Source organism: Actinacidiphila acidipaludis, assembly GCF_019890725.1.
Taxonomy (GTDB): domain Bacteria; phylum Actinomycetota; class Actinomycetes; order Streptomycetales; family Streptomycetaceae; genus Actinacidiphila; species Actinacidiphila acidipaludis.
Window position 1 is genome coordinate 255,662 of the sequence record NZ_JAINZZ010000006.1, and the last position, 14,440, is coordinate 270,101.

A 14,440-nucleotide genomic window follows, 5' to 3' on the forward strand; every position below is an offset into this window, starting at 1 on the left:
GCACCCGCGCGGGGCGCCGCGCCGGGAGACCCGCCCGGCCGCGGTCCCGGCCCGGTGCCGGGGCGGGTGGTCCCGGCCCCGCCCGCCGCGGACCGGCCGCCCGTGCCGCAGCCCGTGCTGTCGCCGCTGACCACCGCCGCGGTCTTCCTCGTCCTGACCGTCGACGAGGGCGGCGAGGAGACCGTCCGCGACCTGCTGGGCGACCTCAGCGGGCTCGGGCGGGCCCTCGGTTTCGGCGCCCCCGACGCCGGGCTGAGCTGCGTCGCCGGGATCGGCTCGGACGTCTGGGACCGGCTGCTCGACTATCCCCGCCCGCCCGGGCTGCACCCGTTCCAGCCGATCGAGGGCCCCCGGCACAGCGCCCCGGCCACCCCCGGTGACCTGCTGTTCCACCTGCGGGCCACCCGTTCGGACCTGTGCTTCGCGTTCGCCTCCGAGATCATGAAGCGGCTGCGCGGCGCGGTGACGCTGCAGGACGAGGTCCAGGGCTTCAAGTACCTGGACGTGCGCGACCTGCTCGGCTTCGTGGACGGCACCGAGAACCCGGTCGGCCCGGCCGCCCACGACGCGGTGCTGGTCGGCGACGAGGACCCGGAGCACGCCGGCGGCAGCTATGTGATCGTGCAGAAGTACCTGCACGACCTGGACGCCTGGAACGCGCTGCCGGTGGAGGCCCAGGAGCGGATCATCGGGCGCACGAAGGCCACGAACATCGAACTGGACGCGCCCGGCTCGCACGTCGACCTGAACACCGTCACCGGCGAGGACGGCGAGGAGCGGCAGATCCTGCGGGACAACATGCCGTTCGGCAGCCCCGGCCGCGGCGAGTTCGGCACCTATTTCATCGGCTACGCGCGCACCCCCGAGGTCACCGAGCTGATGCTGGACCGGATGTTCCTCGGTGTCCCGCCCAGCGGCCCCGACCGCATCCTGGACTTCTCCACCGCCGTCACCGGCACGCTCTTCTACACCCCGACCGCCGACTTCCTCGACGACCTGCCGCCGCTCCCCGCGGCCGCCGCCGGCAGCACGGCGACCGGCCCCGCCCCGGAGCCGGACCTGCCAGCGGTTCCGCCGCCGGCTCCCCAGCCCGAGCCGGCCCGCGCCGGCGACGGCAGCCTCGGCATCGGCAACCTGAACAGGAGCACGCTCCCGTGAACAACCTGCACCGCGAACTCGCGCCCGTCTCCGCCGCCGCCTGGGCCGACCTGGAGGCGGAGGCCCGGCGCACCTTCACCCGCAACGTCGCGGCCCGGCGCATGGTCGACGTCCCCGACCCGGCCGGGGCCGGGCTGGCGGCCGTGCCGACCGGGCACCTGGCCCCGGTCGACGCGCCGGCCGACGGCGTCAGCGCCCACCTGCGCCTCGCGCAGCCCGTGGTCGAGCTGCGCGTGCCCTTCACCGTCGACCGCCGGCAGGTCGACGACGTGGAACGCGGCGCGAAGGACGCGGACTGGCAGCCGGTGAAGGACGCCGCGCGCAAGCTGGCCTACGCCGAGGACCGCGCGGTCTTCGAGGGTTACCCGGCGGCCGGCATCACCGGCATCAGGGCGGCCTCCTCCAATCCCGAGCTGACGCTGCCCGCCGACCCGCGGGACTACCCCGACGCCATCAGCCACGCCATCACCGCGCTGCGGCTGGCCGGCGTGGACGGGAAGTACAGCCTGGCGCTGAGCGCCGACGCGTACACGGCGGTCAGCGAGACCTCGGACCACGGCTACCCGATCTTCTCGCACCTGGCCCGCCTGGTGGACGGCGAGATCGTGTGGGCGCCGGCGATCGACGGCGCGTTCCTGGTGGCGTGCAGGGGCGGCGACTTCGAGCTGGTCATCGGCCAGGACGTCTCCATCGGCTACCTGAGCCACGACGCCACCACCGTCCAGCTGTACTTCCAGGAGACGCTGACGTTCCTGGTCCACACCTCGGAGGCGGTCGTCGCCCTCCGGCCGGCAGCCGGGGCCTGAGCCTGTCGGGCCTGTCCTGCCCCGGGGCCTGCCCGCCCCGGGGCGCACAGCCCCGGAATCGGTGCGCCCGGCACTCTCACGTTTCCGGCCGCCGCCGCGTCTACCTGGTGTGGGCGCGCGGCGGAACCGGGCCGGGCGCCGCGAGAGGAGGGACGCGTATGCGTACGCACAGCGTCGTGGGCTCCCCGCTGGGCGACCTGGTCGTCATCGCCGACGACGGGACGGTGACCGGGCTGTACTTCGCCGACCGGCACCGGGGGCGGCCCGCGCGGGCGGAGTTCGGCGACCGTGACGACAACGGCTTCCTGGCCGTCCGCCAACAGCTCAGGGAGTACTTCGACGGCGACCGGCGGGACTTCGAGCTGCCGCTGGACGCCCGCGGCGACGACTTCCAGCGCCGCGTGTGGCAGCTCGTCGCCGCGATCCCCTACGGCGGCACCCGCAGCTACGGCGAGCTGGCCGACGATCTCGGCGACCGGTCGCTGGCCCAGCAGGTGGGCGCCGCGGTGGGCGCCAACCCGCTCTGCCTGCTCGTCGCCTGCCACCGGGTGGTCGGCGCGGACGGCCGGCTGACCGGCTACGCGGGCGGCCTGGACCGCAAGCGGTTCCTGCTGGAGCTGGAGGAGCCCGCCGAGCGGCGCGCCTCCCGGCTGTTCTGAGTGACGGGGACGCCGCGGATGGCCCGGGAACGGCCGCCGGTGCGGGCGCCCGAGGGGACCGCCCCGGCGCGGGAGGCCGCGGGCAAGCCGCCGTTCGAGCGGCTCGTGACGGCGCACGGTCCCATGGTGTTCCGCGTCGTGCGGGCCGTGCTCGGCCCGGCGGACGCCGACGACGCCTGGTCGGAGACGTTCCTGGCCGCGCTCCGCGCCTACCCCGGGCTTCCGGCGGACGCGAACACCGAGGCGTGGCTGGTGACGATCGCCCACCGCAAGGCGGTCGACGTCCTCCGTGGCAACGCCCGCCGGCCCACACCCGTCGACGCGGTGCCGGAACGCCCGGCGCGCACCGGCCGCCCCGACGACGGCGACCCCGACCTGTGGCGGGCGCTGGCCGCCCTGCCGGAACGCCAGCGGCAGGCCGTGGCGTACCACTACCTGGCCGGCCTGCCCTACCGGGAGATCGCCGCGCTGACCGGCGGCAGCACGGACGCCGCGCGCAGGGCGGCGTCCGACGGCATGAAGACCCTGCGCCGCACCTACCCGCCGCCCACGGAGGAACGATGATCACCCACGACCCCGACACCGCCCGCCTGGTGAGCGCGCTGGCCGCGTCCGGCGGCGCGGGCACGGACCCCGCCACGGCCGCCCGTCTGCACGCCAGGCTGGTCGCGGACGCGGGCGACGCGGGCCTCCTCGACGTCGCCTACCGCACGCTCGACACCCCCGCCGGGTCGCTGCTGCTCGCCGCCACCGAGCAGGGACTGGTGACGGTGGCCTACGCGGTGCAGGACCACGCGGCGGTGCTGCAGCGGCTGGCCGACCGGGTCAGCCCGCGCGTGCTGCGCGCACCCGGGCGGCTCGACACCGCGGCACGGCAGCTCGACGAGTACTTCGCGGGGCGCCGCCGCGCGTTCGACCTGCCGCTGGACTGGCGGCTGTCGAAGGGGTTCCGCCGCGAGGTGCTGGCCCATCTGCCGCGGATCGCCTACGGCAGCACGGAGAGCTACGCCCAGGTCGCGGAGGCGGCGGGCAGCCCGCGCGCGGTGCGGGCCGTCGGCACGGCGTGCGCCACCAACCCGCTGCCGGTGGTCGTGCCGTGCCACCGCGTGGTGCGCTCGGACGGCTCGCACGGGCAGTACGTGGGTGGCGTGGCGGTGAAGGACCTGCTGCTGGGGATGGAGGCGGCGGCGTAGGCGGCTGTGCGGTCGCCGGAGGGGTGGGGCCGGGGCGGGCCGGGCGCCGGGGCGGGCCTCAGCCGTGTACGTGTACGTGCGCGTGTCCGCGCGCGTGTCCGTGTCCGTGCGCGTCAGCCGCGGGGGCCCGGGCCGGGGTGCCGGCCGTCGGCGTCACGGTCGCCGAGCTCGTGCTCGCGGTTGCCGGGGTCGGGATCTTCGCCCTGACCGCCGTCCGGCCGCGGCCCCGGCTCCGGCTCCGGCTCCGGCGGTACGCACTCGCGGGCCAGCAGCGTCGCGCCGGCCACCGCCCCCGGCATCAGCAGCACCGCGACGAACGGGACGAGGAAGGCGAGCACGAGCGGCACGCCGAAGCCCAGGGCGAGCGGCAGGCGCCCCCGCAGCAGCCGGACCCGGGCCGGCATCGGCACGTCGCGCCGCTGGAAGGCGACCGACGACAGCTCCACGGCGAGGAAGAAGCCCGAGACGCAGAAGCCGATCACGGGCACCACGGTCTGCCCGACGACGGGCAGGAAGCCGGCGGCGAACAGCACGATCCCGAAGGCCGCCACCCGCACCAGGACGTACAGGCTGTCGACCGCGGAGATCCACAGTTCGCGCCACAGCGAGCGGTCCGGCGGCTCCGGCGCACCGCCCTCCGCCCGGTCCACCCGCTCGGCCAGCGCTTCGTAGAAGGGCTGCCCGACGAGCAGGGTGACCGCGGTGAAGGAGATGACCGCGACCAGCAGCCCGCCGCCGAAGAGCAGCGCGGTGAGCAGCCCGCGAAACAGGCCGGCCCACGGGGAGGCCCAGTGGTCGGCGAAGGGCGTGGCCCAGCCGACGAAGTCCACGCCCCACAGGGCCAGCACGACCAGGGCGGCCGCGTAGCCGACCAGGGTGAGCACCGCGGGGATCATCCCGAACCGCCAGTCGCGGCCGTGGCGTATCGCCCAGCGCTGCCCCTCGGCCAGCAGCCGCATTCCACGGATGAGATCACGCATGGCCGGATCGTACGGGCTGCGCGGCCGGTTGCCGACCTCCCCAACTCCGCTTTGGTCCAGACCTATTGACGGGTCCCGTGGCCTTTCCTACGATCCGGTCGGTCACCGCGCGGATGTCCCCACTGCACCAAGAGCCGGGCTTCAGGCCCCCCACACCAGCTCATGCCCGTGGCACGCGGCGCGAAGGGAGCACAGCATGTTCCGTCGGAGGTTGCGCACGTTACGTCTGATGGGCGCCGGTCTCGCACTGGCCGCCCTCGTCCAGATCCCGGCCGCCGCGGCGGCCCACCACGCGGCCGCGGCCGACACCTGCGCGACGAAGCCGCGGCCGTCGGGCAAGGTCCTCCAGGGGTACTGGGAGAACTGGGACGGCGCCGCCAACGGCGTCCACCCGGGCCTCGGCTGGATCCCCGTCACCGACAGCCGGATCGCCGCCCACGGCTACAACGTCGTCAACGCCGCCTTCCCGGTGATCCTCTCGGACGGCACCGTCGAGTGGCAGGACGGCATGGACAGCGGCGTGAAGGTCGCGACGCCCGCCGAGATGTGCCAGGCCAAGGCGGCCGGGGCGACGATCCTGATGTCCATCGGCGGCGCCGCCGCCGGGATCGACCTGAGTTCCAGCGCGGTCGCCGACCGGTTCGTGGCGACCGTCGTCCCGATCCTGAAGACGTACAACTTCGACGGGATCGACATCGACATCGAGACCGGGCTGGTCGGCAGCGGCAGCATCGGCACCCTGTCGGCGTCCCAGGCCAACCTGGAACGCATCATCGACGGCGTGCTGTCCCGGATGCCCGCGGGCTTCGGCCTGACGATGGCGCCCGAGACCGCGTACGTCACCGGCGGCAGCGTCGCCTACGGGTCGATCTGGGGCGCGTACCTGCCGATCGTGAAGAAGTACGCGGACAACGGCCGTCTGTGGTGGCTGAACATGCAGTACTACAACGGCAGCATGTACGGCTGCTCCGGCGACTCCTACGAGGCCGGCACGGTGGCCGGCTTCACCGCCCAGACCACCTGCCTGAACAACGGGCTGGTCGTCCAGGGCACCACGATCAGGGTGCCCTACGACAAGCAGGTGCCGGGTCTGCCGGCCCAACCGGGCGCGGGCGGCGGCTACATGACGCCCGGCCTCGTGAGCCAGTCCTGGAACGCCTTCCACGGCTCGCTCAAGGGCCTGATGACGTGGTCGGTCAACTGGGACGGCTCCAAGGGCTGGACCTTCGGCAGCAACGTCAAGACGCTGCAGGGGCGTTGAGCACACGGCCCGCACCCGCGCGGTGAACGGCACCGGCGCCCCGGCCCGTGGTGGTGGGCCGGGGCGCCGTGCCGTCCAGGTTCCCGCCCCGGCCGGCCCCGTACCGGCCGCCGAGCGTCCCGGGTCCGGGTGACGGGTTCCCCGGCGTGGGGGTCCCGGGGTCCACGCCACCCTTTCGCCGGGCGTCCCCACCGCTCCGACCTGCGGAAGTATGCCGGCGCGCCTAGGCTGCGCTCCAGGGGGACGCCCGTTTGAGGAAGGCCGCGCCATGCCCCCAGTCGCGCAGTTCACCCTCACGTTCGGCCTGGTCGCCATCCCCGTCCGCCTGCTGGCCGCGACCAGCAGTCACCGGATCGGCTTCCGGCAGATCCACCTCCAGGACCGCGGACGGGTGCGGTACACCAAGATCTGCGAGCTGGACGAGCACGAGCTGATGCCGGAGGACATCGTCCGGGCGTACGAGGTCGGCAAGGACCGGCTGGTGCCGATCACCGACGACGACCTGGACAACCTGCCGCTGCCCACCGCCAAGACCATCGAGGTCAACGGCTTCCTCGACCTCGCCGCCATCCCCGGCGAGATGTACGACAAGCCGTACTTCCTCGCCCCCCAGAACGCCGGGGCGAACAAGCCGTACGTGCTGATGCGGGAGGCCCTCGCGCGGTCCGGGAAGGCCGCCGTCGGCAAGTACGCGCTGCGCGGCTCCGAGAACCTCGGCATGATCCACGCCCAGGGCGACGTCCTGGTCCTGCAGCGGCTGCGCTGGCCCGACGAGGTGCGCTCGGCCGACGACGCCGCGCCCCGGCAGTCCGTCGAGATCACCGACGAGGAGCTGAACGGCGCGCTCGGCCTGATCGAGGCCCTCGGCGACGTCGACATGCAGCAGATGCACGACGAGTACTCGCGTGCGGTGCAGGAGCTGATCGAGGCGAAGATGGAGCACAAGGCGCCGCCGCGGGCTCGCGAGCCCGAGGAGGAGGCGGACGTCACCGACCTGATGACCGCGCTCCAGCGCGCCACCGAGCAGGCCCGCGCCGAGCGCGGCGAGGACGCCGAGGTCCATCACCTGGCCGGCCGTACCCCGGCGAAGAAGGCGGCGGCGGGGAAGAAGACCGCGGCCAAGAAGGCCACCGCGAAGAAGGCCGCCGCCAAGACGTCCGCGGCGGGGAAGGCGGCGACCGGGAAGTCGGCGGCCGGGAAGACCGCGGCGGCCAAGAAGGCCGCGGCCAAGAAGGGCGCCGCGAAGAAGAGCGCGGCCGGGCGCTCCGGGGGCAGCGGCAAGCGGGCGGGCTGACCGCCGGGTGCCGGTGACGGCCGGGGGCACCCGGCGGCCCGAACGGCGGACCGGAGACCGGCCCCGGGTGGCGGACCGGGGAGACGGCCCCCGGGTGGCGGCCCGGGGAGACCGGCTCCCGGCAGGGGTCAGCTCACCGTGAACCAGGTGGAGCGCGACTTCTGCCACTCGGGGTGCGTGAGGTCCTTGGCCTGCGTGCCGTCGCCGTACAGGTCGGCGTCACCGTCGTCGGTGATGAGCTGCACCCGGCCGCCGGGCACGGTCAGGTCGGGCACGGTGACCGCGGCCTCCCAGGCGCCCGCGTCGGTGGTCGGCAGGTCCAGCACCTTGACGGGCGCGTGTCCGGCGACGCCGTCCCACCGGTAGAGCGCCTCGGGGTCGCTGTTGTCGTCCGCGGCCCAGGAGCCGGCCACGATCAGGTACTGGTCCTGCGCGTTCTTGCGGAGGTCGCGGATCGACAGGCCGCCGAGGTCCAGCTCGATCGGCGTACCGAACACCGCCTTGGTGCCGGTCAGGACCTTGTCGAAGTTGGTCACGGGCACGATCAGCGCCTTGCCGCCGGGCACCGCGGGCGCCAGCGGCGCACGGAACCCGATGTACGCCGTCGTGGTGGAGCCGGGCGCGAACTCCAGGCCCTCCACGTTGAAGCCGTTGATCTCCTTGGGGATCTGGCCGCTGGCGGTGCCGGCCGCGAAGCCGTAGTGGTTGCCGTTCGCCTTGTCCCAGGCCACCAGGTCGTCGCGCAGCTTGTGGTACGCGCTGCCGTACGTCAGCGTGGTGGACGCGCCGCTGCCCGACACGGTCGTGGTGAACACGGTGTTCCGGTCGGACTTGTACTCGCCGTCCTTGTTGTTGCCCAGCGAGCCCAGCCAGTAGACGGTGTTGCCGACCCGGGTGGCGGACTCGATGTCCACCTCCTTGGTGGCGTTGAGCTTGGAATCGAAGTCCCAGGTCTTCACCGGGGCGCCGGAGACCGCGCCGTTGTACAGCCGGATCGTGTTGTCCTCGTCGTTGGCGACGACGACGTAGCCGCCGCCGACGTCCACGGCCGCCGAGGCGTCGCTCGCGCCGGTCAGGTACCGGGCGTCCGCCGAGTCCTGCACGGCGGGCGAGGCCGCGTAGTGCAGCGTCTTGGTGGCGGCCTTGCCGCCGAGGCCGGTGACCTTGACGGTCAGGTCGGTGTAGCCCTGGGCGTGCGCGGTGACGGCGAGGGTGCGGGTGCCGCCGGTGCCGGTGACCGCCACGTCGCCGGTGCCGGCCACCGACGTCCTGGTGCTCGCGGACGCCGCGACGGTCAGCGCCGAGGCGTCGGCGCCGCTCTGGGCGACGGTGACGGTCACCGTCGGGTCGCCGGTCGCGCCGACAGCGCCCGACAGGTACGACGCGGACAGCGCGATGGAGGGCGTGCCGTAGGTCACGGCGTAGGCGGGGCCGCCGATGCCTCCGGCGGCCAGGAGCAGTGCGGCACTTGCGGCGATACCGATCCCGCTTACGGACGGCGAGAGTTGAACGCGCACGGTGAATGCCCTTCGTCGGCTCGGCGCGTCCGGCCGGCGCGACCGGACACCGACGAGAAGGCTGCGGCCGCGGCGCCAACTCCCGGCACACGTGGGCCGTACGGACGACGAACGGCCGGAGTCCGGTAAAGATCGAACTCCGGCTGCTAGCAGGCGAGTTGCCACCGGGGCGGCTGAGCCCGGGTGTCCGTGCCGGTGCCGGTGCCGGTGCCGGTGCCGGTGCCGGTCAGCAGTAGAGGTAGCTGTGGCTCGTGCTGTGGTAGCTGCAGGTGTCGACGGTGGAGCCGGTCGAACGGCGCAGCGTCGCGGCGTCCTTGTCGTTGTTCCACACGTACCAGGAGCGGCCCTGGTAGCGGTTGGCCGCGGTGTTCCCGCCCTTGCCGGTGTGGATCCGCACGGACTTGCCCGCGCCGAGCGAGTAGCTGCCGAAGGTGTAGACGTGCGAGCTGGCGTCCCGGAGGGTCCAGCCGGTCAGACTGACCGCCTTCGAGGTGGAGTTGGTGATCTGCACCCACTCGTAGTTCAGGCTGGTGTTGCTCCCCGTGTCGCTGCCCGGCGAGTTGTAGTAGATCTCGCTCAGGTGCACCGAGCCGGCGGCCTGGGCCGGTGCCGCGACGGCCAGCCCGAGCGCCGTGGTGGCCGCGGCAAGGCAGGCGACGGCAGCGGTCTTGATGCGGTGGTTCACTATGCCCCCCTGGCATGTCCCGGCCCTGTTCGGCCGGCGAGATCCGTCATCATAAGCCCGACGTATCCCCCGCGTTGCCCAGATGTCACCTTCTCCCCTCTTCCCACCGGGAGCGGGGTGCGACGCCCGCAATGTCGGGCAGGCAGGAGTCCCCTTACGGCGGGTTGGTGGACGTCGGGGCGTCATTCGGTGCCGAACCAGGACTGGCCGGAGGACCAGTGGCGGAACCAGCCCGCGAAACCGGGGGCGGCGGTGGTGAAACCGAACTCCGCGCCGAAGGGGCCGGCGCCCTCACCCGTGACGAGCCAGACGTGGCCGCGGTCGGGTCCGGTGACCACCAGGTGCCAGTACATGCCACAGCCCTCGGCGCCCAGAACCACCGAGCCGTGGTCGAAGACCTCCTCGATGCGCGCGTCGAGTTCCGGGCACGGCCCGGCCTCCTCCTGCTCCCAGAACCAGGGCTCGGTGAGCGGAAACGGCCTGTCCAGGACCCGCTCAGGACGCCCCTGCCCCCAGCCCTCGGGGAGCGTCCCCAGCGGCACGAGCCCGTACGCCGGCGGCCCGACCGCCGACCCGTCCGCCATCTCGGCGACGAACGTCCGGTACGGCTCGGGCAGCACCACGCCGTGTGCCGCCTCGAACGCCCGGACCCCCTCCCAGCCGAGCCCCCCGGCTCCCCCTTCGCCGTCCCCCACAGCGCCGCGCAGGAACGCCAGATCCGCGGGTTCCGCGTACTCCGTCTCCATACCTCCAGAGGTACCACCACCCTCTGACAGCGCCCGCGTTCACACTTTGCCGCCCGGCCCTGTCAGACCCCGTTCGTAGCATCCCGCCTGCCTGATGCCTTCACCGTCCTGTGGACGCACGACACCTGCCGCGCCCTGCGCACAGCGGGCCGCACGGGCGAGCGTCCGCCCGTCGCGTTCAGCGGCGTGCACACCTCCCTGCCCGCCTGGTCCCGCGCGCAGGCGGGCGACGAGGTGTACGCGCTGCACGTCAACCGGTGCGTGGTGTACGTCGTGAGCCGGATGCGGGTGGTCGACCGGGAGCGCGGGGACTGCTGCGGACCCGTGCCCGCGAAGCGGCGGGACCCCGCGTTCCCCGGACACGGCGACTGGTCGATGCTGGGCGCCGGCGGCTGCGGCGCCGAGGCGGTCCACGTGGACGCGACGCCCGTCCGCTTCGACATGCCCGTCCCCGGTCATCTCCTCCCGAACCTCACCTGGCGCAACCGGCGCGGCCGGACGCGCACGCTGAAGCACGTCAACGAAGGCCGCCTCGAACGGTCCAACGGCCTGCAGGGCTTCTACCGGCTGACCCCGGAGTCGGGCGACGCGCTCGCGGGGCTCCTCGCGGGGGCCCTCATAGCGGCGAGGTGGTTCGGTGAGCCGCCAACCGGCCTTTGCGCTGGGCTCGTTCAGGTCTGTTCGCCTCTATTCGCCCAGGGGCAGGCGGAAGACGGTCGATTCCCGAGCCGCGAAGCCGAGGCGCTCGTAGAGGCGGTTCGCCGCCGCACGATCCGGCCGCGACGTCAGGTCCACCGTCCGGGCTCCGGCCTCACAGGCGAGCCGGACGGCCTCCCGGGTGAGGAGTCCCGCGATGCCCCGGCCGCGGGCCGCGTCGTCCACCACCACGTCCTCGATCCGCGCGCGCAGGCCGGACGGCAAAGGCAGCAGCACCAGGGTCAGGGTGCCGACGATCGTCCCCGACATCCGGGCCACGAGCACCGTGTTGGCCTCGCACGTCACCATCCGGTCGACGGCTGCGAGGTCGAGAGGCTCGGCGGTCCGGGACAGCTGCGGCAGCAACCGCCCGAACGCATCGACGAGTTCCCGGCCGGCTTCCTTGGCGATCTCCACGCGGACGTCCATGCACGGACCCTACTCACCGGGCCGGGATCGGCGCCGCGTCAGGCTCCTGTGCGTCCGCGCCGCCGAGGGGGGAGGTCCACCCGGGATCACGCCAGGGGCCGGTCCGCGCGTGGTCCAGCAGCTGCCGGGCGGTGCGGGAAGCGGTGCCGTGCGGGGCTCCGACGGCGACGAGGGCCGCTGCCACCGTCGGGATCGCCTCGTCCGGGACGTCGGGGTCGCTCAGCAGCGGAAGCAGCAGTAGGAGGCGGGACGCGTGCTCCTCGTCATCGTCGCCGGGAGGGCCCGAACCCTCGACGAACCCCGTCAGCTCGCTCCACGTGAGGCCGCCGCCTTCCAACTCCCCCTGCCAGGCGGCGATGTGCTCGGCGGCCTGCCCGCGAGGGTGAACGGCCAGGAAGTCGATTCCGCTGTCGCCGGGCAGGTTCCGGTAGACGACTGCGATCCCCTGTCCGTTCCCGCAGAGCACGCGGAACACCGGCCACCGCTCGGCATCCTCGAGGCTCTCGGAGAGGGCGTCGACGTCGGCCCCGTCATCGCCGAACCACGCCGGCTCGGCCCCGGCCGCGGAATCCACCAGCCCGAGCAAGTGGTGGGACCAGAACCCCGGGCTGCCCAGCAGCGGTTCCCCGTCGACCAGGAAACCGCCTGCCTCATACCCCTCGATGACCACGCCGCCGTTCCCTCAGATCCCGGCCGGGCCGGTCGGTGCGGCCAGGACCCTTCGGCACTTCGGGCAGGACGCGGTCCGCTCGACCCATTCGTTGAGGAAATCGGCGAACCAGGCGGTGCCCAGGGCCGCCAGCACCGCGGCGACGACGCCGAGTACGGCCGGGTGGATCGCCGCCGGCCAGCACGCGAGCCAGCGCCGGGGGCTCTTCCATGGGTCCACCGGGGTGAAGCAGGCGACGATCGACACGATCACGCCGAACACCTCCGCCGTCGCGACGAACCAGGCGGCCTTCGCCCAGTTCCTGCGCACGACGGGTTTCACCGCCTGGTCGCAGTGCCGGCAGAACGCGTCCCCGCCGGGGCGCATCACGCGGGCCGCCAGGGCCCTCAGTTCACGAAGTCGCACGGTCATCCCCCCACGTCCGTACAGCAGTCGGACGGACCATCACACCGTCCCCCTCCGAGCTGGTGAGAGCACGACGGTACGCCGGGCCCTCGCGGCTGGGAAGCCGGGGGCGCGTACGCTCCGCGCATGGCTCTCACCGTGCACGTCGCGGAGTACCTGGAGGACTGCGCGCTGGTGGCGGGCGAGGACCTCGCGCGTCAACCGGCCTTCTGGCTCGCCCATCTCCTGCTGACCGTGGGCGACCACAGCCCCCGTCGTATCCCCCTCGGCATCGCGCCGGCCCGGGCCCAAGCCCTGGCGGACGCCCTGCGCGCAAGCAGCGCGGAGTCGCCCGAGGAGGGGCGCGCCGCATCGGGCCGGCCGTCCTAGCCGTGCGGGCCGGGGTTCTGCTTCGGCTCGAAGGGGAAGTGGGGGTACCCCTCCATACAGGTGCCGTCCGGCTGGACGACCGGGGAGTGCATGCCTGCTCGGTAGAGGACGGTGAGCAGTACGGCGACGGCGACGGGCAGCACCCACTGCAGACACCGCAGGCCCGGCAGGGGGAGCGTCGCGCCCCACAGCGACAGCTGGCAGAGGAGCAGTGCGGCGGTCATGGCGAACCAGACGAGTGGGGTCGTGCCGATCACGAGATAGGTCTCGCCCGCCGCGTCGTTCCCCAAGGGGCAGTCGCTCCAGGCCCGGGCGGTCAGGCACATGCCGACGTAGGCGCCGACCGCCGCGAACACCGGCGAACGCGCCAGGAGCTGCCACGGAGGCAGCGTGAGACGCGGTTGCGTGCCCCGGCGAGAACGGATCGTCTGAGCCTTCACAGCCAGTACCACTCGCCCGTGTCCCGGAGCAGTTCCCTCCGGTGGCCGGGACTCGGGCAGACGCCCGGCCCTCAGGGCCTCGATCCCGGCCGGGGGTTGGCCCCGTACAGAGGGCCGTCAGCCGCCGATCGCGAGACAGGGTGAGACGCCTCATGCCAAGAGCGGGTGCCCCTCCGGGAGGGACACCCACTCTGACCTGCTCATACTTCTACCTGCGCGGAGGCTGTGGGATTTGAACCCACGGTGACATCGCTGCCACGACGGTTTTCAAGATCTCTCGGCGATCATGGACGCTGAATGCTTCGCCGCAGGTCAGCGCTTGGCCGGGACGCCTACGGAGCCGTCATCGTCGTCCCCGTGCCCTTCGCGTGCCCCATCGACACTTTCGTGCCCCGAAGCCCATACCTCCATAGCGTCGGCCACCTCGGCATCGCGGCCGGCAACGGGCCGGGCGTAGTGCCGAGTGGTCACACTGGCGTTCCCATGACCGAGCCGGTGAGCGGCGGTCATGACGCCGTGCCGGTCGGCCACCCACGTACCGTGCGACGCCCTCAGGTCGTGAGGCGTCACGTCGGTGAGGCCGACTGCCGCCACGGCCGGGTCGAAGTACGCCTTGCGCCACTGGTTGTAGCGCAGCGGGTCGCCCCTGACTGTTGGTGAACAGCAGGGCGTCCAAGTCGTCGGGCACGCCCGCGAGGTGTTCTCTTGCCCGCTGTACGAGCGAAGCGGGAAGAGACAAGACACGCTTCTGATGGCTCTTGGGGGTATCGAAGGTCAGGGTTCCGTCTGCCTCGGACAGATTCTCGTCGATGACAACGAGGCCCTTCGCTAGATCGAAGTCGCCGCGCCGAAGAGCGAAGGCTTCTCCGATGCGGAGGCCGGCGCCCTGCCCGACGCAGTGCAGGTCGCCGACCGGTGGCACCTGTGGCACAACCTGTGCGAAGCCGCCCTGAACGAGGTGAAAGCACACAGCACCTGCTGGGCCGCCGTGCTCGACGCCCCCATCTACGACGGGCCCCGCGCGCAGACCACCCTCGAACGCTGGCGCCAGGTCCACAACCTGCTCGAGAAGGGCGTCGGCCTGCTCGAATGCGCCCGCCGACCACAACTGTCCCTGAACACCGTCAAACGC

16 protein-coding genes and 2 pseudogenes are annotated in these 14,440 nt (G+C 73.1%); 9 read left to right on the forward strand and 9 right to left on the reverse strand.

What is annotated here, in order from left to right; all coding sequences use genetic code 11:
• Window positions 1-66: 66 nt before the first annotated feature.
• The 5 genes from K7862_RS08270 to K7862_RS08290 all read left to right on the forward strand — a co-directional run bounded on the left by K7862_RS08270 (window position 67) and on the right by K7862_RS08290 (window position 3,816).
• Window positions 67-1,158, forward strand: a complete 1,092-nt coding sequence (locus tag K7862_RS08270; protein WP_308011901.1) for a Dyp-type peroxidase — start codon at window positions 67-69, stop codon at window positions 1,156-1,158.
• The gene (locus tag K7862_RS08275; RefSeq protein ID WP_222961767.1) at window positions 1,155-1,964 is read left to right on the forward strand and encodes a family 1 encapsulin nanocompartment shell protein; all 810 of its coding nucleotides are present in this window, start codon (window positions 1,155-1,157) and stop codon (window positions 1,962-1,964) included. Before K7862_RS08270 ends, K7862_RS08275 begins: the two co-directional genes overlap by 4 nt.
• A 158-nt stretch (window positions 1,965-2,122) precedes the next feature.
• Window positions 2,123-2,623: a methylated-DNA--[protein]-cysteine S-methyltransferase gene (locus tag K7862_RS08280; RefSeq protein ID WP_222961768.1), complete on the forward strand. Its 501-nt coding sequence runs from the start codon at window positions 2,123-2,125 to the stop codon at window positions 2,621-2,623.
• A gap of 18 nt (window positions 2,624-2,641) precedes the next feature.
• Window positions 2,642-3,187, forward strand: coding sequence for an RNA polymerase sigma factor (locus K7862_RS08285; RefSeq protein ID WP_222961769.1), 546 nt, complete (start codon window positions 2,642-2,644; stop codon window positions 3,185-3,187).
• Window positions 3,184-3,816 (forward strand): methylated-DNA--[protein]-cysteine S-methyltransferase, encoded by a 633-nt coding sequence (locus tag K7862_RS08290; RefSeq protein ID WP_222961770.1) that lies wholly within the window; start codon window positions 3,184-3,186, stop codon window positions 3,814-3,816. Before K7862_RS08285 ends, K7862_RS08290 begins: the two co-directional genes overlap by 4 nt.
• Window positions 3,817-3,929: 113 nt before the next feature.
• Here K7862_RS08290 and K7862_RS08295 read toward each other — a convergent pair whose 3' ends face one another.
• On the reverse strand, window positions 3,930-4,796 hold the full coding sequence (locus K7862_RS08295; protein ID WP_222961771.1) for an EI24 domain-containing protein: 867 nt from the start codon (window positions 4,794-4,796) through the stop codon (window positions 3,930-3,932).
• Between the two features lie 196 nt (window positions 4,797-4,992).
• On the opposite strand from K7862_RS08295, the gene K7862_RS08300 reads away from it, so the two are divergent.
• Window positions 4,993-6,057 carry a chitinase gene (locus K7862_RS08300; RefSeq protein ID WP_222961772.1) on the forward strand — a complete coding sequence of 355 codons (1,065 nt, stop codon included), beginning with the start codon at window positions 4,993-4,995 and terminating at the stop codon, window positions 6,055-6,057.
• A gap of 268 nt (window positions 6,058-6,325) precedes the next feature.
• Window positions 6,326-7,351, forward strand: coding sequence for a non-homologous end joining protein Ku (gene ku, locus K7862_RS08305; RefSeq protein WP_222961773.1), 1,026 nt, complete (start codon window positions 6,326-6,328; stop codon window positions 7,349-7,351).
• Window positions 7,352-7,479: 128 nt separating this feature from the next.
• Here the strand turns inward: ku and K7862_RS08310 are convergent, their stop codons facing one another.
• From K7862_RS08310 to K7862_RS08335, 6 genes are all read right to left on the reverse strand, one after another.
• Window positions 7,480-8,829, reverse strand: coding sequence for a DUF3616 domain-containing protein (locus tag K7862_RS08310; RefSeq protein ID WP_372461520.1), 1,350 nt, complete (start codon window positions 8,827-8,829; stop codon window positions 7,480-7,482).
• Between the two features lie 265 nt (window positions 8,830-9,094).
• Window positions 9,095-9,553, reverse strand: coding sequence for a lamin tail domain-containing protein (locus tag K7862_RS37410; protein WP_308011897.1), 459 nt, complete (start codon window positions 9,551-9,553; stop codon window positions 9,095-9,097).
• A gap of 182 nt (window positions 9,554-9,735) precedes the next feature.
• Window positions 9,736-10,299 (reverse strand): SMI1/KNR4 family protein, encoded by a 564-nt coding sequence (locus K7862_RS08320; protein WP_222961776.1) that lies wholly within the window; start codon window positions 10,297-10,299, stop codon window positions 9,736-9,738.
• Window positions 10,300-10,986: 687 nt separating this feature from the next.
• Window positions 10,987-11,424 (reverse strand): GNAT family N-acetyltransferase, encoded by a 438-nt coding sequence (locus K7862_RS08325; RefSeq protein WP_222961777.1) that lies wholly within the window; start codon window positions 11,422-11,424, stop codon window positions 10,987-10,989.
• Between the two features lie 13 nt (window positions 11,425-11,437).
• The gene (locus tag K7862_RS08330; RefSeq protein WP_222961778.1) at window positions 11,438-12,094 is read right to left on the reverse strand and encodes a hypothetical protein; all 657 of its coding nucleotides are present in this window, start codon (window positions 12,092-12,094) and stop codon (window positions 11,438-11,440) included.
• A 12-nt stretch (window positions 12,095-12,106) separates the two neighbouring features.
• Window positions 12,107-12,505, reverse strand: a complete 399-nt coding sequence (locus K7862_RS08335) for a hypothetical protein (RefSeq protein WP_222961779.1) — start codon at window positions 12,503-12,505, stop codon at window positions 12,107-12,109.
• A gap of 120 nt (window positions 12,506-12,625) precedes the next feature.
• Between K7862_RS08335 and K7862_RS08340 the strand changes: the two genes are divergently transcribed.
• A complete protein-coding gene (locus tag K7862_RS08340) occupies window positions 12,626-12,868 on the forward strand; it encodes a hypothetical protein (RefSeq protein WP_222961780.1) in 243 nt (80 codons plus the stop codon).
• Here the strand turns inward: K7862_RS08340 and K7862_RS08345 are convergent.
• The gene (locus K7862_RS08345) at window positions 12,865-13,308 is read right to left on the reverse strand and encodes a hypothetical protein (protein WP_222961781.1); all 444 of its coding nucleotides are present in this window, start codon (window positions 13,306-13,308) and stop codon (window positions 12,865-12,867) included. The genes K7862_RS08340 and K7862_RS08345 overlap by 4 nt on opposite strands.
• 312 nt (window positions 13,309-13,620) lie before the next feature.
• A pseudogene (locus K7862_RS08350) lies at window positions 13,621-14,191 on the reverse strand (tyrosine-type recombinase/integrase); the annotation flags it as partial.
• Between K7862_RS08350 and K7862_RS37415 the strand changes: the two are divergent.
• A pseudogene (locus tag K7862_RS37415) lies at window positions 14,186-14,440 on the forward strand (ISL3 family transposase); the annotation flags it as partial. The pseudogenes K7862_RS08350 and K7862_RS37415 overlap by 6 nt on opposite strands.

Coding starts and splice junctions, on each gene's coding strand:
- K7862_RS08290 (WP_222961770.1), top strand. CDS start 3,184: ATGATCACCCACGACCCCGACACCGCCCGCCTGGTGAGCGCGCTGGCC.
- K7862_RS08335 (WP_222961779.1), bottom strand. CDS start 12,505: ATGACCGTGCGACTTCGTGAACTGAGGGCCCTGGCGGCCCGCGTGATG.
- K7862_RS08295 (WP_222961771.1), bottom strand. CDS start 4,796: ATGCGTGATCTCATCCGTGGAATGCGGCTGCTGGCCGAGGGGCAGCGC.
- K7862_RS08300 (WP_222961772.1), top strand. CDS start 4,993: ATGTTCCGTCGGAGGTTGCGCACGTTACGTCTGATGGGCGCCGGTCTC.
- K7862_RS08285 (WP_222961769.1), top strand. CDS start 2,642: ATGGCCCGGGAACGGCCGCCGGTGCGGGCGCCCGAGGGGACCGCCCCG.
- K7862_RS08320 (WP_222961776.1), bottom strand. CDS start 10,299: ATGGAGACGGAGTACGCGGAACCCGCGGATCTGGCGTTCCTGCGCGGC.
- K7862_RS08325 (WP_222961777.1), bottom strand. CDS start 11,424: ATGGACGTCCGCGTGGAGATCGCCAAGGAAGCCGGCCGGGAACTCGTC.
- K7862_RS08280 (WP_222961768.1), top strand. CDS start 2,123: ATGCGTACGCACAGCGTCGTGGGCTCCCCGCTGGGCGACCTGGTCGTC.
- K7862_RS08340 (WP_222961780.1), top strand. CDS start 12,626: ATGGCTCTCACCGTGCACGTCGCGGAGTACCTGGAGGACTGCGCGCTG.
- ku (WP_222961773.1), top strand. CDS start 6,326: ATGCCCCCAGTCGCGCAGTTCACCCTCACGTTCGGCCTGGTCGCCATC.